12 protein-coding genes are annotated in these 16860 nt (G+C 67.1%); 5 read left to right on the top strand and 7 right to left on the bottom strand.

Features of this window, described 5'->3' with window-relative positions:
* Window positions 1-80 precede the first annotated feature (80 nt).
* From AmiPiv_RS01675 to cls, 5 genes are all read left to right on the top strand, one after another.
* Window positions 81-1067, top strand: coding sequence for an HlyD family secretion protein (locus AmiPiv_RS01675; protein ID WP_340035509.1), 987 nt, complete (start codon window positions 81-83; stop codon window positions 1065-1067).
* On the top strand, window positions 1057-3837 hold the full coding sequence (gene rbbA / locus AmiPiv_RS01680; protein WP_340035510.1) for a ribosome-associated ATPase/putative transporter RbbA: 2781 nt from the start codon (window positions 1057-1059) through the stop codon (window positions 3835-3837). Before AmiPiv_RS01675 ends, rbbA begins: the two co-directional genes overlap by 11 nt.
* Before the next feature lie 2 nt (window positions 3838-3839).
* On the top strand, window positions 3840-4967 hold the full coding sequence (locus AmiPiv_RS01685; RefSeq protein WP_340035511.1) for an ABC transporter permease: 1128 nt from the start codon (window positions 3840-3842) through the stop codon (window positions 4965-4967).
* 105 nt (window positions 4968-5072) lie between these two features.
* On the top strand, window positions 5073-5780 hold the full coding sequence (locus AmiPiv_RS01690) for a DUF6629 family protein (RefSeq protein WP_340035512.1): 708 nt from the start codon (window positions 5073-5075) through the stop codon (window positions 5778-5780).
* Entirely contained in the window at window positions 5777-7210 is a 1434-nt protein-coding gene (cls, locus tag AmiPiv_RS01695; RefSeq protein ID WP_340035513.1) for a cardiolipin synthase, read from the top strand. The genes AmiPiv_RS01690 and cls overlap by 4 nt, the downstream gene beginning before the upstream one ends.
* 17 nt (window positions 7211-7227) lie before the next feature.
* Here cls and AmiPiv_RS01700 read toward each other — a convergent pair whose 3' ends face one another.
* The 7 genes from AmiPiv_RS01700 to arcA form a co-directional block, all read right to left on the bottom strand.
* Window positions 7228-8760, bottom strand: a complete 1533-nt coding sequence (locus AmiPiv_RS01700) for a thymidine phosphorylase family protein (protein ID WP_340035514.1) — start codon at window positions 8758-8760, stop codon at window positions 7228-7230.
* On the bottom strand, window positions 8757-10115 hold the full coding sequence (locus AmiPiv_RS01705; RefSeq protein WP_340035515.1) for an MBL fold metallo-hydrolase: 1359 nt from the start codon (window positions 10113-10115) through the stop codon (window positions 8757-8759). Before AmiPiv_RS01705 ends, AmiPiv_RS01700 begins: the two co-directional genes overlap by 4 nt.
* An 8-nt stretch (window positions 10116-10123) precedes the next feature.
* Window positions 10124-12493 carry a xylulose 5-phosphate 3-epimerase gene (locus AmiPiv_RS01710; protein WP_340035516.1) on the bottom strand — a complete coding sequence of 790 codons (2370 nt, stop codon included), beginning with the start codon at window positions 12491-12493 and terminating at the stop codon, window positions 10124-10126.
* A 31-nt stretch (window positions 12494-12524) separates the two neighbouring features.
* Window positions 12525-13535, bottom strand: a complete 1011-nt coding sequence (locus AmiPiv_RS01715; protein ID WP_340035517.1) for a ribose-phosphate pyrophosphokinase — start codon at window positions 13533-13535, stop codon at window positions 12525-12527.
* A gap of 175 nt (window positions 13536-13710) precedes the next feature.
* Complete coding sequence (arcC, locus tag AmiPiv_RS01720; RefSeq protein WP_340035518.1) at window positions 13711-14619, bottom strand: carbamate kinase; 909 nt, start codon at window positions 14617-14619, stop codon at window positions 13711-13713.
* Between the two features lies 1 nt (window position 14620).
* Window positions 14621-15622 carry an ornithine carbamoyltransferase gene (gene argF / locus AmiPiv_RS01725; RefSeq protein WP_340035519.1) on the bottom strand — a complete coding sequence of 334 codons (1002 nt, stop codon included), beginning with the start codon at window positions 15620-15622 and terminating at the stop codon, window positions 14621-14623.
* 10 nt (window positions 15623-15632) lie between these two features.
* Window positions 15633-16859: an arginine deiminase gene (gene arcA, locus AmiPiv_RS01730; RefSeq protein WP_340035520.1), complete on the bottom strand. Its 1227-nt coding sequence runs from the start codon at window positions 16857-16859 to the stop codon at window positions 15633-15635.
* Window position 16860 lies beyond the last annotated feature (1 nt).

Consider the following 16860-nt stretch of genomic DNA (forward strand, 5'->3'; position numbering starts at 1 on the left):
AAGGTCCGGCAGGCGACAATTCTGTGGCTGCCGGACCGGACGTGAGCCTTTGACAACCACTCCAGCTGCGAACCGTCGTCATGCGTATTGCTCCAGTGCTTGCAATTCTGGTCGTGGGTGCCGCCGCGGGGGGCGGATATGCATACTGGTCGCAGCTGCAGGCCGCCCGCATCCCCGAAGGGCTGGCGCGCGCCAACGGCCGCATCGAGGTCGAGCGCGTCGACGTTGCGACGAAATATGCCGGCCGCCTGGCCGAGGTGCGCGTCGACGAGGGGGCGGTCGTGCAGAAGGGCGACGTTCTCGTCCGTGTCGACACGACCGAGACCCTGGCTCAACTGGCCGCGGCGAAGGCAGCCGTCCACCGCGCCCACCAAAGCATTGCCCGCGCCCAGGCCGACGTCGTCCTGCGCGAGGCAGAGCTGAAGCTTGCCGAGACCGAACTCGGACGGGTCGTCGAACTCGTGCGTACCAGCGCCTCGGCTCCGGCGGAGCTGGACCGGCGCACCGCGCAGCGGGACGTCGCGAAAGCGATCCTCGAGAGCGCCAAGGTCGCCGTCGAGGACGCCAATGCCGCCACCGAGGCAGCCTTGGCCCAGGTGACACAGATCGAAGCCGTGATCGCCGACATGACCTTGAAGGCGCCGGTCGCCGGACGGGTCGAATACCGGCTCGCCCAGGATGGCGAGGTCGTCCCGGCGGGCGGACGGGTGCTGACGTTGCTCGACCTGTCCGATGCCCACATGACGATCTTTCTGCCCACCGGCCAGGTTGGGCGCGTCGAACTTGGGTCGGAGGCACGCATCGTCCTCGACAGCGCCCCCGAATACGTCGTTCCGGCCATGGTCGAGTTCGTCGCTGCCGACGCTCAGTTCACGCCGAAATATGTCGAGACGGCGAATGAGCGGGAAAAGCTCATGTACCGCGTCAATCTGCATATCGATCCGCAATTGCTGCAGGCCTATCAGGGCTATGTGAAGCCAGGAATGACCGGCACCGCCTATGTGAAGATCAACGGTGCCGCTGCGTGGCCGGCCAATCTCGCGCCGAGGCTGCCGAATGTCCCCTGACGACAGCGCGACATCCGTTCGTGTGGAGCAGATCGTTCACCGCTATGGCGCAACGCTGGCGCTCGACCACATCAGCCTGGCGATCCCGGCTGGGTCGAGCGTCGCCTTCGTCGGCCCCGACGGGGTCGGCAAGTCGACCCTGCTCGGCCTGATCGCGGGGGTGCGCCGCATCCAGTCCGGATCGGCCACGGTCCTTGCCGGCGAGATGGCTTCGCGTGCCCATCGCGACGCGGTGGCTTCCCGCATCGCCTACATGCCGCAAGGGCTCGGCCGCAATCTCTACCAGTCGCTTTCGGTGGTCGAGAACATCGACTTCTTCGGCCGGCTCTACGGGCAGAGCGCCGAGGAGCGCCGGGCCAGGATCGCGGTTCTGCTCGAAGCCACCGGGCTCGCGCCGTTTCCGGATCGGCCCGCCGGCAAGCTGTCCGGGGGGATGAAGCAGAAGCTCGGGCTGTGCTGTGCGCTGGTCCACGATCCCGACCTTCTGATCCTCGACGAGCCGACGACCGGCGTCGATCCGCTGTCGCGCCGCCAGTTCTGGGACCTGATCGACCGGATGCGCGCAAGCCGGCCCGCGGTGACGATCCTGGTCGCTACCGCCTACATGGACGAGGCCGCGCGGTTCGAGCGCATCGTGGCGATGGACGAGGGCAGGGTGCTCGCCGCCGGCCCGACATCGGAGGTCCTGGCACGCGCGGGCGCCGCCACCCTCGAGGAGGCCTATGTCGCCCTGCAACGGCCCGAACGCCGCGGCGAACGCTCGCCGCTGGTCATCCCAAAGCTTGTCCAGGCGGGCGGCCCGCCGGCGATCTCGGCGGAAAACCTCACCATGCGCTTCGGCGACTTCACCGCCGTCGACCATGTCAGCTTCGAGATCGAACGGGGCGAGATCTTCGGCTTCCTGGGTCCCAACGGCTGCGGCAAGTCGACGACCATGAAGATGCTCGCGGGACTGCTGCCGGCGACCGAGGGGCGCGCCGAGCTGCTGGGCAAGCCGGTCGACGCCCGCGATATCGCGACGCGCATGCGGATCGGCTACGTGTCGCAGTCCTTCTCGCTCTATGAGGAGCTGACGGTGCGGGGTAACCTGGAGCTGAACGGCCGGCTGTTCCGCATTTCCCGCGGCGAACTTCAAGAGCGGGTCGACGCTGCGCTCGTGCGCTTCGATCTGACCGCCGTCGCCGATGCGTTTCCGCCGGCGTTGCCGCTCGGCATGCGGCAGCGGCTCCAGCTCGCCGCCGCCTGCCTGCACAGGCCCGAAGTGCTCATCCTGGACGAGCCGACTTCCGGCGTGGATCCGGCGGCCCGCGACCGCTTCTGGCGCCTTTTGGCCGAGATGTCGCGCAAGGACGGAGTGACCATCTTCGTCTCGACGCACTTCATGAACGAGGCGGAGCGCTGCGATCGCGTGTCGCTCATGAATGCCGGCCGCGTGCTGGCGATCGGCACCCCCGACGACGTGCGCGAAGGCCGGAAGGCGGCGAGCCTCGAAGATGCGTTCATCGCCTATCTCCAGGAGGAGGCCCAAAGCTCGACGCTGCCCGCGACGAACCAGGCTCCGGCCCTGCGCGCCGAGGTGGCAGCTATTGCCGGTCCGGAGCGGGCGGCGGGCCGCGCCCGCAGCGCTTCCGACCGCACTGTCGCTGCATCCCTCTACCGGATATGGACATTCGCGCGGCGCGAAGCGATCGAGGTGCTGCGCGATCGCATCCGGCTCGCATTCGCGCTGCTCGGACCGATCATCCTGATGGCTGCCTTCGGCTACGGCATCTCGTTCGACATCGAGAAGCTTCGCTATGCGGTGCTCGACCGCGACCAATCCTACGAAAGCCGGCTCGTTCTGGAGCAGTTCTCCAATTCCCGCTATTTCGCCGAGCGGTCGCCGCTGGCAAGCGAACTCGAGATCGATCGGCGCCTGCAGTCGGGGGAACTGCGCTTTGCCGTCGACATCCCGCCGGGCTTCGGCCGGGACCTGCTGCAGGGACGCCAGCCGGAGGTCAGCTTCTGGCTGGAAGGCGGCAACACATTCCTTGCCGAGACCGCCCGCGCCTATATAGGCGGCGCGGTGCTGGCCTACACCAACGAGCGCTACCGCCGCGCGGAGGGCCGGGCGCCGCAACTGCTTCCAATCTCCGTCGAACCTCGGTTCCGATACAACCAGGACTTCCGCAGCGTGTTTGCGATCACGCCGGGAAGCATCATGCTGCTGCTGATCATTTTCCCTGCGATGCTGACCGCGCTCGGCGTGGTGCGGGAGAAGGAACTGGGCTCGATCACCAACGTCTATGCGTCGCCCGCCACCGTCGGCGAGTACCTCCTCGGCAAGCAGCTGCCCTACATCGCCATCGGCATCCTCACCTATGCGAGCCTGCTCGTCATGGCCGGCGGCATATTGGGCGTCTGGCCGAAAGGATCGATCGTCGCCCTTTCCGTCGCCGCGGCGCTCTACGTCTTCGCCGCCACGGCCTTCGGCCTTCTGGTTTCGGCTTTCGTGTCGACCCAGGTGGCGGCCATCTTCGGTACCGCCGTCGTCACGGCGATGACGGCTGCGCATTATTCGGGCTTCCTCATCCCCCCGTCGGCGCTCGAAGGGCCGGGCCGCCTGATGGGGCTCGTCTTCCCATCGCTCTGGTTCCAGACCGTCAGCCTCGGTGTGTTCGCCAAGGGGCTGGGCATGAGCGCGTTCCTGAAGGAAATGGGCGTCCTCTTCGGCTTCGGCATGCTGTTCTTGTTGGCCGCGCGCCTAGCCGTCCGCAAGCAGGGGGCCTGATCGTGCTGCGCTGGCTACAGAACGTGCTTCGGCTCGGCTTCAAGGAACTCGCCAGCCTGTCGAGCGACGTGGTGATGATGGCGCTCATCGCCTACGTCTTCACCTTCGCGGTCTACACGGAATCGACCGCCATGCGGACCGACGTGAACAATGCGCTGGTCGCGGTCGTGGACGCGGACCAGTCGGCGCTGTCGGCTCGCATCAAGGATGCGCTCCAGCCGCCCTTCTTCCAGCCGCCGCGCGAGATCGACCGGTCGGAGGTCGACCGGTTGCTGGACAAGGGCTACTTCACGTTCATTCTCGAGATACCGCCGAAGCTCGAAGCCAATCTGATCGCAAACCAGGGCCCATCCATCCAGATCAACGTCGATGCGACGGCCGTGAGCCAGGCCGCCGTGGGCACGGCCTACATCCAGCAGATCATCGCCCGCGAGACCGCCGCGTTCCTCAAGGCCGAGGGCGCTGGCTCGGGCATTCCGATCGAGCCGGTTGTCCGCGCCATGTTCAACCAGAACCTGGAGGCGATGCGGTTTTCGGCGAGCATGGGGGTGATCAACAACATCACCATCCTTTCGATAATCCTGGTCGGCGCGGCCGTCATGCGCGAGCGCGAGCGCGGCACCATCGAGCACCTCCTAGTGATGCCCGTGCGATCGAGCGAGATCGCGGTCGCGAAAATATGGGCCAATGCCGCCGTGGTGCTGCTCGCGGCGGCGTTCTCGCTCCGCGTCGTGGTCAACACCGCGCTCGGCATCCCCATCGTCGGTTCGGTCGAGCTTTTCCTCGTCGGAGCCGCCGTCTACCTGTTCGCGGTGACCTCGCTGGGGATCATGCTCGCCACGATCGCCAACTCGATGCCCCAGTTCTCGCTCCTGTCCATCCCGGTGTTCGTCTTGATGTTCCTGCTGTCGGGCAGCTTCGCCCCGTTCGAGAGCATGCCGGCGCTGCTGCAGGACATCATGTACATATCGCCGTCGACGCATTTCGTCCGATTTGCCCAGGCCGTGCTCTTCCGAGGTGCGGGCGTCGAAGTCGTGTGGATGGATCTTGCGATCATGGCATTGCTCGGCGCCGCCTTCCTGGCGACGGCACTGTCCCGCTTCCGGGTCATGCTGGCGCGGCAGACCTAGGCTCGCAAATTCCGATCGACATGGCGGCACGCGCGACAAGCCGCCGTCGCCTATGCCGGCCCCGGCCGTCTTCCGAGGTTCTCCCTCCAACCGTCGAGGTCCGAAATGTGCCTGTCTGCTGAGGTCAGCTTCGCCGCGGCGGCCGTCCTGGTGCCTGCCGGGACCGCCACCATCTTCGGCGCCATCCGCAGCGATGTGCGCTATCTGGCGATCGGCACGCTGCCGCTGCTGTTCGGCCTGCAGCAGTTCGTGGAGGGGCTGGTCTGGACGGCCGGCGCAGCCGGTGACGCCGCTCTCGCGAGCCAATATTCGCTCGTCTACATGTTCTTCACCTGGATCGTCTGGCCCATCTGGGTGCCGCTCTCGGCCTATGCCCTGGAGGCTGGGGCGCGACGGCGCATCCTCATCCCCCTCATCATCGCCGGCGCGATGCTGGGCGGCCTGCAATATCTGCCCTATTTCGCCCATCAGGGCTGGCTGACGACATCGTTCTTCCAATGGTCGGTGCGATATCAGGACATCAACCTGCTCGACGCCCTGATCCCTCGAGCGGTGACATATGCGATCTATTTGACGCTCGTCATCGTGCCGTTCCTTCTGGTGCGCGACCGCGACGTCAAGATTTTCGGTCTGCTTGTGATGGCGGTCGTGGTCGTCACCTATGTCTTCTTTTCCTATGCCTACATCTCGGTATTCTGCTTCGGTGCGGCCATCGTCTCTCTCCACTTGATCTACATGGTCTGGCACAAGGGACGCGCAACAGGCAGCCGGGACGCAGCCCAGCCAGGCGGGAGTTGCTCGAGGACACTATGATTGGAAATGGCGACGTCTGGGCGATTGCATATCTGTCGGTGGAGTGGGCAATCCGCCTCGTGATGGTGGTGGTCGTGCCCTTGCGGCGTTCGGCGGAGGCATCGCGCAGCTGGCTGCTTCTGGTGTTCTTCCTGCCCATTCCGGCGCTTCTCATCTACCTCCTGATCGGAAGGCCAACCTATCCGGCCTGGCGCCGCAGGCGGTTTGGCAGGCTGAACGCAGTGCTTTCGGCAGCATCGAAGGAGATAAGGCACTCGCAGTTCTGCCAGCGTCCGGAACTGCCCGCCAATCTGCAGGGTCCGGCTGCCCTGATCGAGAAGCTCGGCCACTTTCCGGCCCTGTCCGGGAACGAGATCGAATTCGTCTCCGAATATGGCGAGGCGATCGACCGGCTGATCGCGGACATCGACGGCGCGCGCGAGACCGTCCATCTGATGTTCTACATCTTCGTCGACGACGAAACCGGCCGCCGGGTCATCGACGCGCTCGATCGCGCCGCGCGCCGCGGGGTCAAGTGCCGCGTGCTCATCGATGCGATCGGTTCACGGCGATGGGCGGGGCCGGTATCCGCTCAACTCGCGGCCGCCGGTGTGCAGGTCCAACTGGCGCTGGAAGTGGGCATATTCCGCCGCAGGTCGGCACGCGCCGACCTCAGGAACCACCGGAAGATCGCCGTCGTCGACAGCCGCATCGGTTATGTCGGCTCGCAGAACATCACCAATGCGGAGTTCCGCAGCGGACTGATCAACGAGGAGCTGGTCGCAAGGGTCGTCGGTCCGATCATCGCCGAACTGCAGGCCGTCTTCGTCGCTGACTGGTACATGGAAACGGGCGAGAAGCTCGACGCACCCGCCCTGTTTCCCCACAACGCTCCCGGCGCCAAGGTGGTCGCCCAGGTGCTGGCGAGCGGGCCAGACCATCCAGACGCCGGCATCGGCGATCTCATGGTCGCGCTCGTGCATGGCGCCAACGAGCGTATCGTGCTGACGACCCCGTATTTCGTGCCCGACGAGGCGCTTCTGCAGGCGTTGAAGATCGCGGCGCTGCGTGGGGTCGAGGTGCACCTTGTCGTCTCCTCGCTCGTCGATCAGGTTCTGGTAAGCTGGGCCCAGAGATCCTACTATGCGGAGCTTCTCACCGCCGGGGTGCGCATCCACCTCTATGAAGGGCGCTTCCTGCACGCCAAGCACGTCACCTTCGACGATGACATCGCGCTTGTCGGCTCGAGCAACCTCGACATCCGGTCGTTCGTGCTGAACGCCGAAATCAGCCTCGTCGCCTTTGCCCCGAAGGTCGTCGACCAGTTGCGACGGGTGCAGGACCGCTACTTCGCCACAAGCACCGACCTCAAGCTCGACAACTGGGAGAAGCGTTCGGTCTTCAGGAAGATCGGCGAGAACATCGCGCGGCTGGCAAGCCCGCTCCTGTGAGCGGAACGGGCCTGCCCCTACACCTCGACCTCGATAATGTCGCCAGCCAATCCGGCGTAGTCGAGCGCGTAGGCAAGCTCGCCGGAGGTCTCGGCGTGGACATGCAAATAAGGCTGGCCCCGGTCGATCTCGTCGCCGAGGCGAATCTCCATATGGATGCCGGCTGCCTTTGTGTCGGGCGCGCCTGCGAGCTTGGCCAATCGGGCAAGCTTGCGGTTGTTGATGTGGACCACCCGTCCGGCGCGCGGCGCGACCAGGGGATGGACCATGGCTGCCTTCGGCGGCGTGCGCAGGCCACCCTGCGCCTCGCAGATCGCCGCGAACTTCGCCCAGGCGCGGCCATTGCTCAGCGTTTCGAGCGCCAGCGCGGCGCCGGTTCCGCGCTCCGCCTTGCCGCCGATCTCCAGGGCAGCACCTGCAAGCATGGCGGCGCGGCGGCGCAGGTCCTCGGGCGCGCCCGGTGCATTCTGCAGGACGGCAAGAACGTCGAATGCCTCGAGCGCCGGCCCGATGCCGCGCCCGACGGGTTGCGAGCCGTCGGTGCGGATGCAGGTAACCTCGAGGCCGAAGCGCGATCCGACTGCACGCATCCGCGCCGCAAGGCCGTCGGCGGCCTCCTCGCTGCGCACCTTGGCCGTCGAACCCACTGGGATGTCGATCACGACATGGGTGGAGCCCGCGGATATCTTCTTGGAAAGCACGGACGCGATGAGCTGCCCCTCGGTGTCGACGTCGAGTTCGCGCTCGACGCGGACGAAGATGTCGTCGGCCGGGCTCAGATGCACGGCACCGCCCCATGCGACGCAGCCGCCCTCGGCCTCGACGACGCGCTTGAGGGTCGCAACGTCGAGGTCCACCGGGGCGAGCGTCTCCATCGTGTCGGCCGTGCCGGCCGGCGAGGTGATGGCGCGCGACGAGGTCTTGGGCATGAGCAGCCCGTTCGCGGCGACGATCGCCACGACGATGGGCGTGGTCCTGTTGCCCGGCAGGCCGCCGATGCAATGCTTGTCGACTACGATGGGGGCGTCCCAGCCGAGGCGGTCGCCAACGCCTACCATGGCGGCGGTGAGGTCGGCCGTTTCGGCTTCGTCCAGGGGCAGGGCCGCACTCGCGGTGAGGAAGGCGGCGAGATGCACGTCGGTGTAGCGGCCGGCGGTCACGTCCCTGACGATGTCGGTGAGGGCGCGTGCGTCGAGGCGGTTGCCATAGATGCGCCGGCGCACATTGGCGAGGGACTCGATGGCAGGCGCATGGGTCACGCGCACTTCCTCGCCTTCCTGTACCCCAAGGGCCGTCCATGCGGTTTCCGACAGCCCGGCGTCGTCGATGCCGAGCATCGCGTCGCCCTCGACCTGGAACAGGGTCGCCTGCACCTGGCGGCTACCGGCGGAGACGAGGACCTGCGAGCGGGCCGAAAGCCCTTCGGCCCGGCAGACGTGGCAATCGGTGCGCATCACCACGACGGGCTGGTGCTGGGTGTGCAGGCCGAGCCGCCTGGCGTGCAGCGCGGGCTGCGCGAAGGGAGCGGTGGAACCGTGCGGCTCGGTCATAGCTCGAAGACCTGATCCTGCCGCGGCGTCGTGGCCTCCCACCCGAGTTCACGGTCGATCCGCACGCGCAGTGCTTCCGAAGCCTCGTCCTCGCCGTGAACGATGAAGACGCGGTTGGGCCGCTTGCGGAAGCCCGACAGCCACCGCATCAGTTCATTGGAGTCGGCATGGGCCGACAGCATCGGCAGCTCCGCGATCTCGGCGCGGACCGGGATCCACTCGCCGTGGATCTTGATTTCCTGCGCGCCCTGAACGAGGGCGCGGCCGCGCGTCCCGGCAGCCTGGAAGCCGCCGAACAGGATGGTGTTCTTGGGCGACGGGGCGTCGGCCTTCAGATGATGCAGCACGCGGCCGCCGGTCGCCATGCCGCTCGCCGAGATCACGATCTTCGGGTAGCGGCTCGCGGTGATCGCCTTCGACCCCTCGACATCCCTGGTATAGGTCGCGACGGCACAGATGTCGTCGCAGACCTCGGGCGGCAAGCGGTGATCGGCGCTGTGCGTATGAAGCAGTTCCGTCGCATCGATGGCCATCGGGCTGTCGAGGAAGACGGGAACGTCGGGAAGCCGGCCGGCGGTCTTGAGCTTCCAAAGATGATAGAGCATCGACTGAGCGCGGCCGACCGCGAATGCCGGTATCAAAAGGGTGCCGCCGCGGCGGACGGTCCGCTCGATGATCGCGCGGAGCATCTCGGTCGGGTCACCCGCCTCGTGCACCCGGTTGCCATAGGTGGACTCGACGATGACGTAGTCCGCTTCCGGCACCGCTACCGGGTCGGGCAGCATCGGATCGTCGTAGCGTCCGAGATCACCCGAGAAGACGACGCGGCGGCCCGCCCATTCGATATCCACCGTGGCCGCGCCCAAAATGTGGCCCGCGTGACGATAGGTTGCGGTGGCTCCGCCCGGAAGCTTGACGGGCTTGTCGAAGGACACGGGCCTGAACTGCGACAATGCGCGCTCGGCATCGGCAACGCCATAGAGCGCCAGTGCCGGCTTGTGCTTCGAGTAGCCCTTGCGGTTGGCGTATTCGGCGTCCTTTTCCTGGAGGTGCGCACTGTCCATCAGGATGAGTTCGCTGACATCCTTCGTTGCCGCCGTGGCGAAGATCGGTCCGCGGAAGCCATCCCGCACCAGCTTGGGCAGATAGCCCGAATGGTCCAGGTGGGCGTGGGTCAGGATAACCGCGTCGATGCTCGACGCCTCGACGGGAAGCTGCGCCCAGTTGAGTTCGCGCAGGTTCTTCAGTCCCTGGAACAGGCCGCAATCGATCAGAATGCGGCGTCCGTCGTGGCTGAGGAGGTGTTTCGAACCCGTGACCGTGCCGGCGCCGCCGAGGCTGCTTAAGGTGAGCATGTCTGATCTCATTTCCCTGGTGTCTTGAGGTCGGCGGGATTGCCGTTTCCGTCGATCGCGGCGCGCTCGGCAGGTGTGAGCAGGCCGTCGCGCGGCCAGCCCGCGAGCGTTGCCGCGCCGTCGACGAGATGCGCCCAGGAGCAGCGGTTGGCGAACAAGAGCCCCGCCACGTCGAGCGTTCCCCCGCGGCTGACGTAGCCGCGCGCATCGGTCCGCAGCGGTCCGCCGTCAAGGCGGCGCAGCAGGCCGATCATCGGCTCGGGCCGGGTGTGGGTGACGATGAGGCGCGGCAGGTGCGGCGGGAAGAGCTTGGCGAGCTCTTCGTCGGTTGCGGTGAAGGCGGCTTCGAGCGGGTCGCGCGGGATGCGGAAGCGCCCCGGCTCGCACACCGCCGTCACCGCCACCCGCCGGCCGCGCGCCTTCAGCCTTTCGGCCGCCTTGAGCGCTTCCTCGAGCTGGTAGGCGCCGATGGCCACGAACTGGAAGTCGGCGGCTGCGGGATCGCCTTCGACATGGGCCGCGCCCGTGGCGACGAAGCGCTGCGCCGCCGCACCGTCGAGAAGGTTTGGCATGTCGCGCTTCGACACGATGATGCAAGCGACCTGGCCGCGGCCCTTGTAGACCGACTGCAGCGACGCCATCGCGCTGTTCGCGTCCACGGGGAACAGCACGCGCGCGGTGTCCGACATCTCGCCGAGCAGCGCCTCGCCGATGGTCGGGTCCTGGTGGGACTGCTCGTTCTTGGAGTTTTCCCAGGTGTGCGAGGTCACCACGACCGGAACCGAAATCCAGCCGGGTTTGTGCCCGACCTCGCGCTGCCGGCGCGCGAAGATGATCTCCTGGCGCAAGCCGCCGAGCATCTTCATGGCGAAGGCTTCGTAGCTGACGATCAGGTTGATGCCGCCCTTGTTGGCGACCGCCGCCCCGGCGACGGCTTCCTCGTTGAGGGCCGTGATCACCGCGCCGTCCTTGGCCTCGGCGATGCCCGGCTCGGCGATATTGACCCGGTGCCGCAGCCGCTCGAGCGTTGCACCCATGTGGTTCGAACTCAGTTCGTCGGGGTTGCCCACGCGTGGCCGCAACTGTGGATTGGCGTCCACGACGCGGACGAACCAGCGATCCAGCGCGTGCATGGCGCAATCGGCGGGCGCATCCAGCGTCGCCCATCTGGGCTCGGGCAGGCTCGGCGCCGCGGGATGCCTGACAGCCAGTGGGTGACCGCTTTCGCGAGGCCGGCCCTGGGCCTGGTGGGTGGCCAGCGCTGCGACGGAACGTTCGATGTCCTGGGGAGATACGTAGAGCGCCCTGGCCGCCTCGTTGAACGCATGTCGGGCGGCCTCGTCGCGGGACGGATTGCCGCCGAGGGGCAGGTTGTGCGCGGCGTTGGTGCCGGCACCCGGAAAGCCGAATCCCTTGACCGTCTCGGCGATCGCATAGGGGACAGGCGCCGGATAGCGGCGATCGGGGCTGTCGCGGAACTGCTCCAGCCGGCCCTCGCCGGTGAGGATCGCCCACACGAATGCCGCCGGATCCCTGCCGTCGATCACGATCGGATCGAAGCCGTTGAGGCGCAGATGGGTCTCGAGCCAGCCGGTGCCGCCCTGCTGGGCGATCTGGGCTCGTTCCTCGATCCGCCGTCCGTTGAGGATCATCACCGGTATCGCCAGTCCGCAATCCTCGGCGCGCCACCAGCGCGGCGTCCAGTCCGAACCGCGCTGCTCCTCGAAGGCGCCGTCGCTCAGGAACGCGACGAGGCTCTCGCCGGGCAGCGCCATGTGGGCGTACTGCACCTCGGCGAAGCCGAGATAGCCGCCCTCGGATATCGCGCCGGCGGTGTTCGGTCCCGCATGGCTGCCGATCGGAACGGCCGGCCGGCCCTCGGCGTCGATCGCGTAGGAGTAGAAGTCGGCGGCGAGCTGCGACAGGCCCCTTTCCGTCCGGTCATAGCGGCCCTTCTGTGCAGGCGAGACATCGCCCGTCAGCGCGTTGACTGCCTCGACTGCGGCGACGCAGTGGCCCTGGCCCATCACCCATGATCTGGTCTTGGCGCTCAGCGCGTTGGCGGCGAGATAGCCGACGAAGGCCGGAACCATGTTGAGCGAGCCGCCGGTATGGCCTTCCGGAGAATGCTTGAAATCCTCCCGCGCGAGCGGCGCGCCGGACAGGTCGACCCGGCGGGCATAGGTCATGTGGACGACGGTCCACATCGCCGCGCAGGCCAGCCTGTCGGCGGCCGCAAGCAGCCCGTAGAGCTTTTCAGGGTCGAACCGTCGGTCCGATGCCAATCGGCCGATGCGCTCCACCGTCTGATCGGAGTGGACGATGGGGCCGTGGCCCCTGCGCCAGGTTTCGAATGCGGATGAAGGTCTGTCAGTCATGATGTCTGCCACCTTAGCTTTGGTGTCGGGTCTATTCGCCGGGCCTGGAGACGCCGCTCGTCCATGGTGGCGGGTCGCTCGCCGGAAAGGAGTCGAAGCCGGCCCCCTCGACTTCATCCAGCGGCTCGGGCGGGCGCCTGTGGCGCACGAGATCGCCATCGGCTGCGCCGAGCGCATCGATGGTCCCGGCGATCAGCGGCGCGAGACGGATGGCATTGCTTTCGTGCCGGACCGAATCCGTCGACACGATGCGGTCGGCCACCTGGAGGAGGTTGCGATAGGACTGCTCGGCGAAGATGCCGTGAACGACTGCGCAGACCGGCCGTGGGAGGCCCTGGAGCGGCAGCTGGCGCGCGGCGTCAATCAGCGTGTGGCCGGACGAGGCGATGTCGTCGACGAGAACCGGCTGGCGCCCGCGCCATTGCGTGAGGTCGGGCATGGCGACTTCGACATTGCGGTCGCCGTGCCGGACCTTGCGCAGCACCGCGTAGGGTGCGCCGATGCGCGCCGCGATGGCTGCAACCCACTGCTCGCTCTCCTCGTCCGGGCCGATGACCAGGGGGCTTGCGACCTCGGCGGCGATCCAGTCGGCCAAAAGGGGAGCGGCGTGCAGCGCCACGGCAGGGATTCCATAGAGCGAGGACAGCGCCGGATATCGGTGAAGGTGCGGGTCGACCGTGACGAGCCGGTCGAAGGTGGAGGACACGAGGCGCGCGAAGGTCTTCGACGTGACGGCCTCACCCGACTGGAAGCGGCGGTCCTGGCGCATATAGGCCAGGTAGGGGGCGATCAGCGTTATCTCGGACGCCCCGAGGCTGCGGACCGCGTCGGCGACGAAGGCGAGGCCAAGGAAGCCCTCGTCCGGCCGCGCCAAGGTGCAGACGAGATCGACGGGGCGATCGGCGACGTCCGAAAGGATGCGCACGTAGCTTTCGCCGTCGGGAAAGCGGCGCGTCTCAAGGCGGCCGAGCTCCCATCCCCCGCTCATGGCCAGATCGCTGGCGAAGGTCTCGTTGCCCGGCATCGGCAGGATGAGGCGCATCTGGAAATCACCTACTCGGTCTGGTGCCCGCCCACCCCGCGAATGCGGTTGGGCTCTATCGTGACCGATCTTTTCCGATCGCCGGCCGGCAGTCCTTGATCCAGGTTAAATCCGGTGCGATCGACGCGCCGGACGCATGTGGTGGACCGGGGAAGGGGCGGGCGGGCGCCTCCGGTCACCTGGAAAAGAGCGTTCCCTTCCTGCCTTCGAGGATAGCGCGGGCATCTTCGAGCCGGCCGATGCCGGCAATCCGGCCGTCCTTGGCCGCGAACGCCATCGCGGCTTCGACCTTTGGGCCCATCGAGCCGGGCGGGAAGGAAGCGGGATCAAGGTCGCCGGGCCGGACGCGGCTGATCCGAGCCTGTCGCGGCGTTCCCCAGTGCTGGTAGACGGCCTCGACGTCGGTCAGCATCAGGAATGCGTCGGCCGCGAGCTCGTCCGCGAGCAGGCCTGCCGCGCGGTCCTTGTCGATGACGGCCTCTATGCCGACCAGGTCGCCGGCCCCGTTTTCGATGACCGGAATGCCGCCACCGCCGGCGCAGACGACGGTGACGCCGTTGTCGACCAGGAGCCGGATCGTGTCGATCTGGGTGATCTTGCGTGGCAGCGGCGAGGGCACCACCCGGCGCCAGCGCCCCTTGCTCTCCTCGACGAGGGGCCAGCCGTGCAGGCGGGAGACTTCCTTCGCCTCGGCCGCGTCGTAGGAGGGGCCGATCGGCTTCTCGGGCTTGTCGAAGGCGGGGTCGCTGCGGTCGACCTTGATCTGGGTGAGGAGCGTGGCGAGCCGGGCACCTTGCGGCAGCGCATTCGCCATCTCCTGCTCCACCAGATAGCCGATCATGCCGACGCTTTCGGCGCCGAGTATGTCGAGCGGGTAGGGCGCGACGTCGGTGTAGGCGGCGGCCTGCAGGGCAAGCAGCCCAACCTGCGGGCCGTTGCCATGGGCGACGACGATCCTGTGCTCCCTGGCGAGGTCGGCGAGGGCAAGCGCCGCCTTGCGGACATTGGCGCGCTGCACCTCGGCGGTCATCGGCTCGCCGCGTTTGAGGAGGGCATTGCCGCCCAAGGCTACCACGATCAGCATCTCACGCACCCAATGTGGCGACCAGGATGGCCTTGATCGTGTGCATGCGGTTCTCGGCCTGGTCGAAGACGACCGACGCCTCCGATTCGAACACCGCTTCCTCGACCTCCATGCAGTCTATGCCGAACTGCCGGAAGATCTTCTCGCCGATCTCGGTCTCGCGGTTGTGGAATGCGGGCAGGCAATGCATGAACTTGGCGTGGGGATTGCCGGTCGCCGCCATGATCCTGGTGGTGACGCGGTAGGGCGTCAGGAGCTCGATCCGCTCCGCCCAGACCGAATCCGGCTCGCCCATCGACACCCAGACGTCGGTGTAGACATAGTCGCAGCCGCGCGCGGCCTCGACCGGGTCTTCCGTCAAGGTGATCTTCGCCCCGGTCTTGCCGGCAATGTCGCGGCATTGTGCGACAAGGGCCTCGTCCGGCCAGCATGCCTTCGGCGCGCCGAGCCTGACGTCCATGCCGATCTGGGCGGCTCCGGCCAGCAGCGAATTGCCCACGTTGTTGCCCGCGTCGCCGAGGAAGCAGAAGGCAATCTGCGACAGGTGCTTGCGGGTAAACTCGCGCATGGTCAGGAAATCCGCGAGTATCTGCGTCGGATGGAACTCGTCGGTCAGGCCATTGTAGACCGGAACCCCGGCGTAGGCGGCCAGGGTCTCGGCCTGCTCTTGCCCGAAGCCCCGGTACTCGATGGCATCATACATGCGGCCGAGCACGCGCGCCGTGTCCTTCATCGACTCCTTCTTGCCGATCTGGGTGCCTGTCGGCCCGAGATAGGTGACATGGGCACCCTGGTCATAGGCGGCGACCTCGAAGCCCGTCCGGGTGCGCGTGGAATCCTTCTCGAAGATCAGGGCGATGTTCTTGCCCTTCAATCGCTGGCTTTCGTAGCCGCCATACTTGGCCTGCTTGAGCGACGCGGACAGGCGAAGCAGGAAGCGGATCTCGTCGGGGGTGAAGTCGAGCAGCTTGAGGACGCTGCGGCCCTGCAGATTGACTGGCATGTCGTCCTCCTCAGGCCGGGTCGCGCACCAGCGGGCAGGTCATGCAATGACCGCCGCCGCGGCCGCGGCCCAGCTCGGCGCCGGGCACGGTGATGACCTCGACGCCCGCCTTGCGCAACTGGGTGTTGGTGTAGGTGTTGCGGTCGTAGGCGACGACGACACCGGGCTCGAGCGCGACGACATTGTTGCCGTCGTCCCATTGTTCGCGTTCGGCGATGTAGGCGTCGCCGGCGGTCTCGACGACGCGGAGCTTCTGCAGGCCGAGTGCCTCGGCCACGACCTCGACCAGGCGCCGGTTTTCGGCGCGGACATCCAGGGTGCCGGCCTTCTCGCCGGGCCGGATCGAATAGGGCTCGATCCTGTCGGCCACCTCGGCAAACACGGTGACGAGATCCCGGTCGCAGAAGGTGAAGACCGTGTCGAGATGCATGGAGGCGCGCTCGATCGGCAGCTTGCAGGCGACCACATGGCTGGCGCCGCCCTGGGCGAAGAGCGACCGGGCCAGCTGCCCGATGGCTTGCGGGGTGGTGCGCTCGCCCATCCCGACGAGCACGAGCCCGTTGCCGAGCGGCATGACGTCGCCGCCCTCGAGTGTCGCCAGGCCATGATCCTGGTCGGGGTCGCCCCACCAGACGGGGAAGCCCGCGTCGCGGAAATCCGGATGGAATCGGTAGACTGCGGCGATGTTGACGGTCTCCAGCTTGCGGGCGTTCCAGCGCATCGGATTGAGCGTGACGCCGCCATAGATCCAGCAGGTGGTGTCGCGGGTGAAGAGGTGATTGGGCAGCGGGGGCAGGACGAAATCCTCCGGCCGCAGCACCGGCGCCAGCAGGCCGCCGGGCTGCATTGGCAGTTCGGCCCGGCTCATGCCGCCCATCAGGATCATGGACAGGGCATCCGCATCGACATCCATCAGATGCGCCTTCAGCTCGTCGGACAGCCCGACGCCAACCGTATCCTCGTTGACGCGGCGCTCGAGCAGCCAGCGTCGCGCCTCCGGGATCCTCATCGTGTCTGCCAGGAGTTCGCGCAGGAAGACCACCTCCGCGCCGCGATGGCGGATGGCGTCGACGAAGGTCATGTGCTCGACGCGGGCCTGCTTGACCCAGATGACGTCGTCGAACAGCAGCTCCCGGCAGTTCGACGGTGTCAGCCGCGACAGTGCGGCACCCGGGCGGTCGACGAGCACGCGGCGCAGTTTGCCCACTTCGGAGTGGACGCCATAGGCGATGGACATG

The organism is Aminobacter sp. Piv2-1 (assembly GCF_037625995.1).
Lineage (GTDB): Bacteria > Pseudomonadota > Alphaproteobacteria > Rhizobiales > Rhizobiaceae > Aminobacter.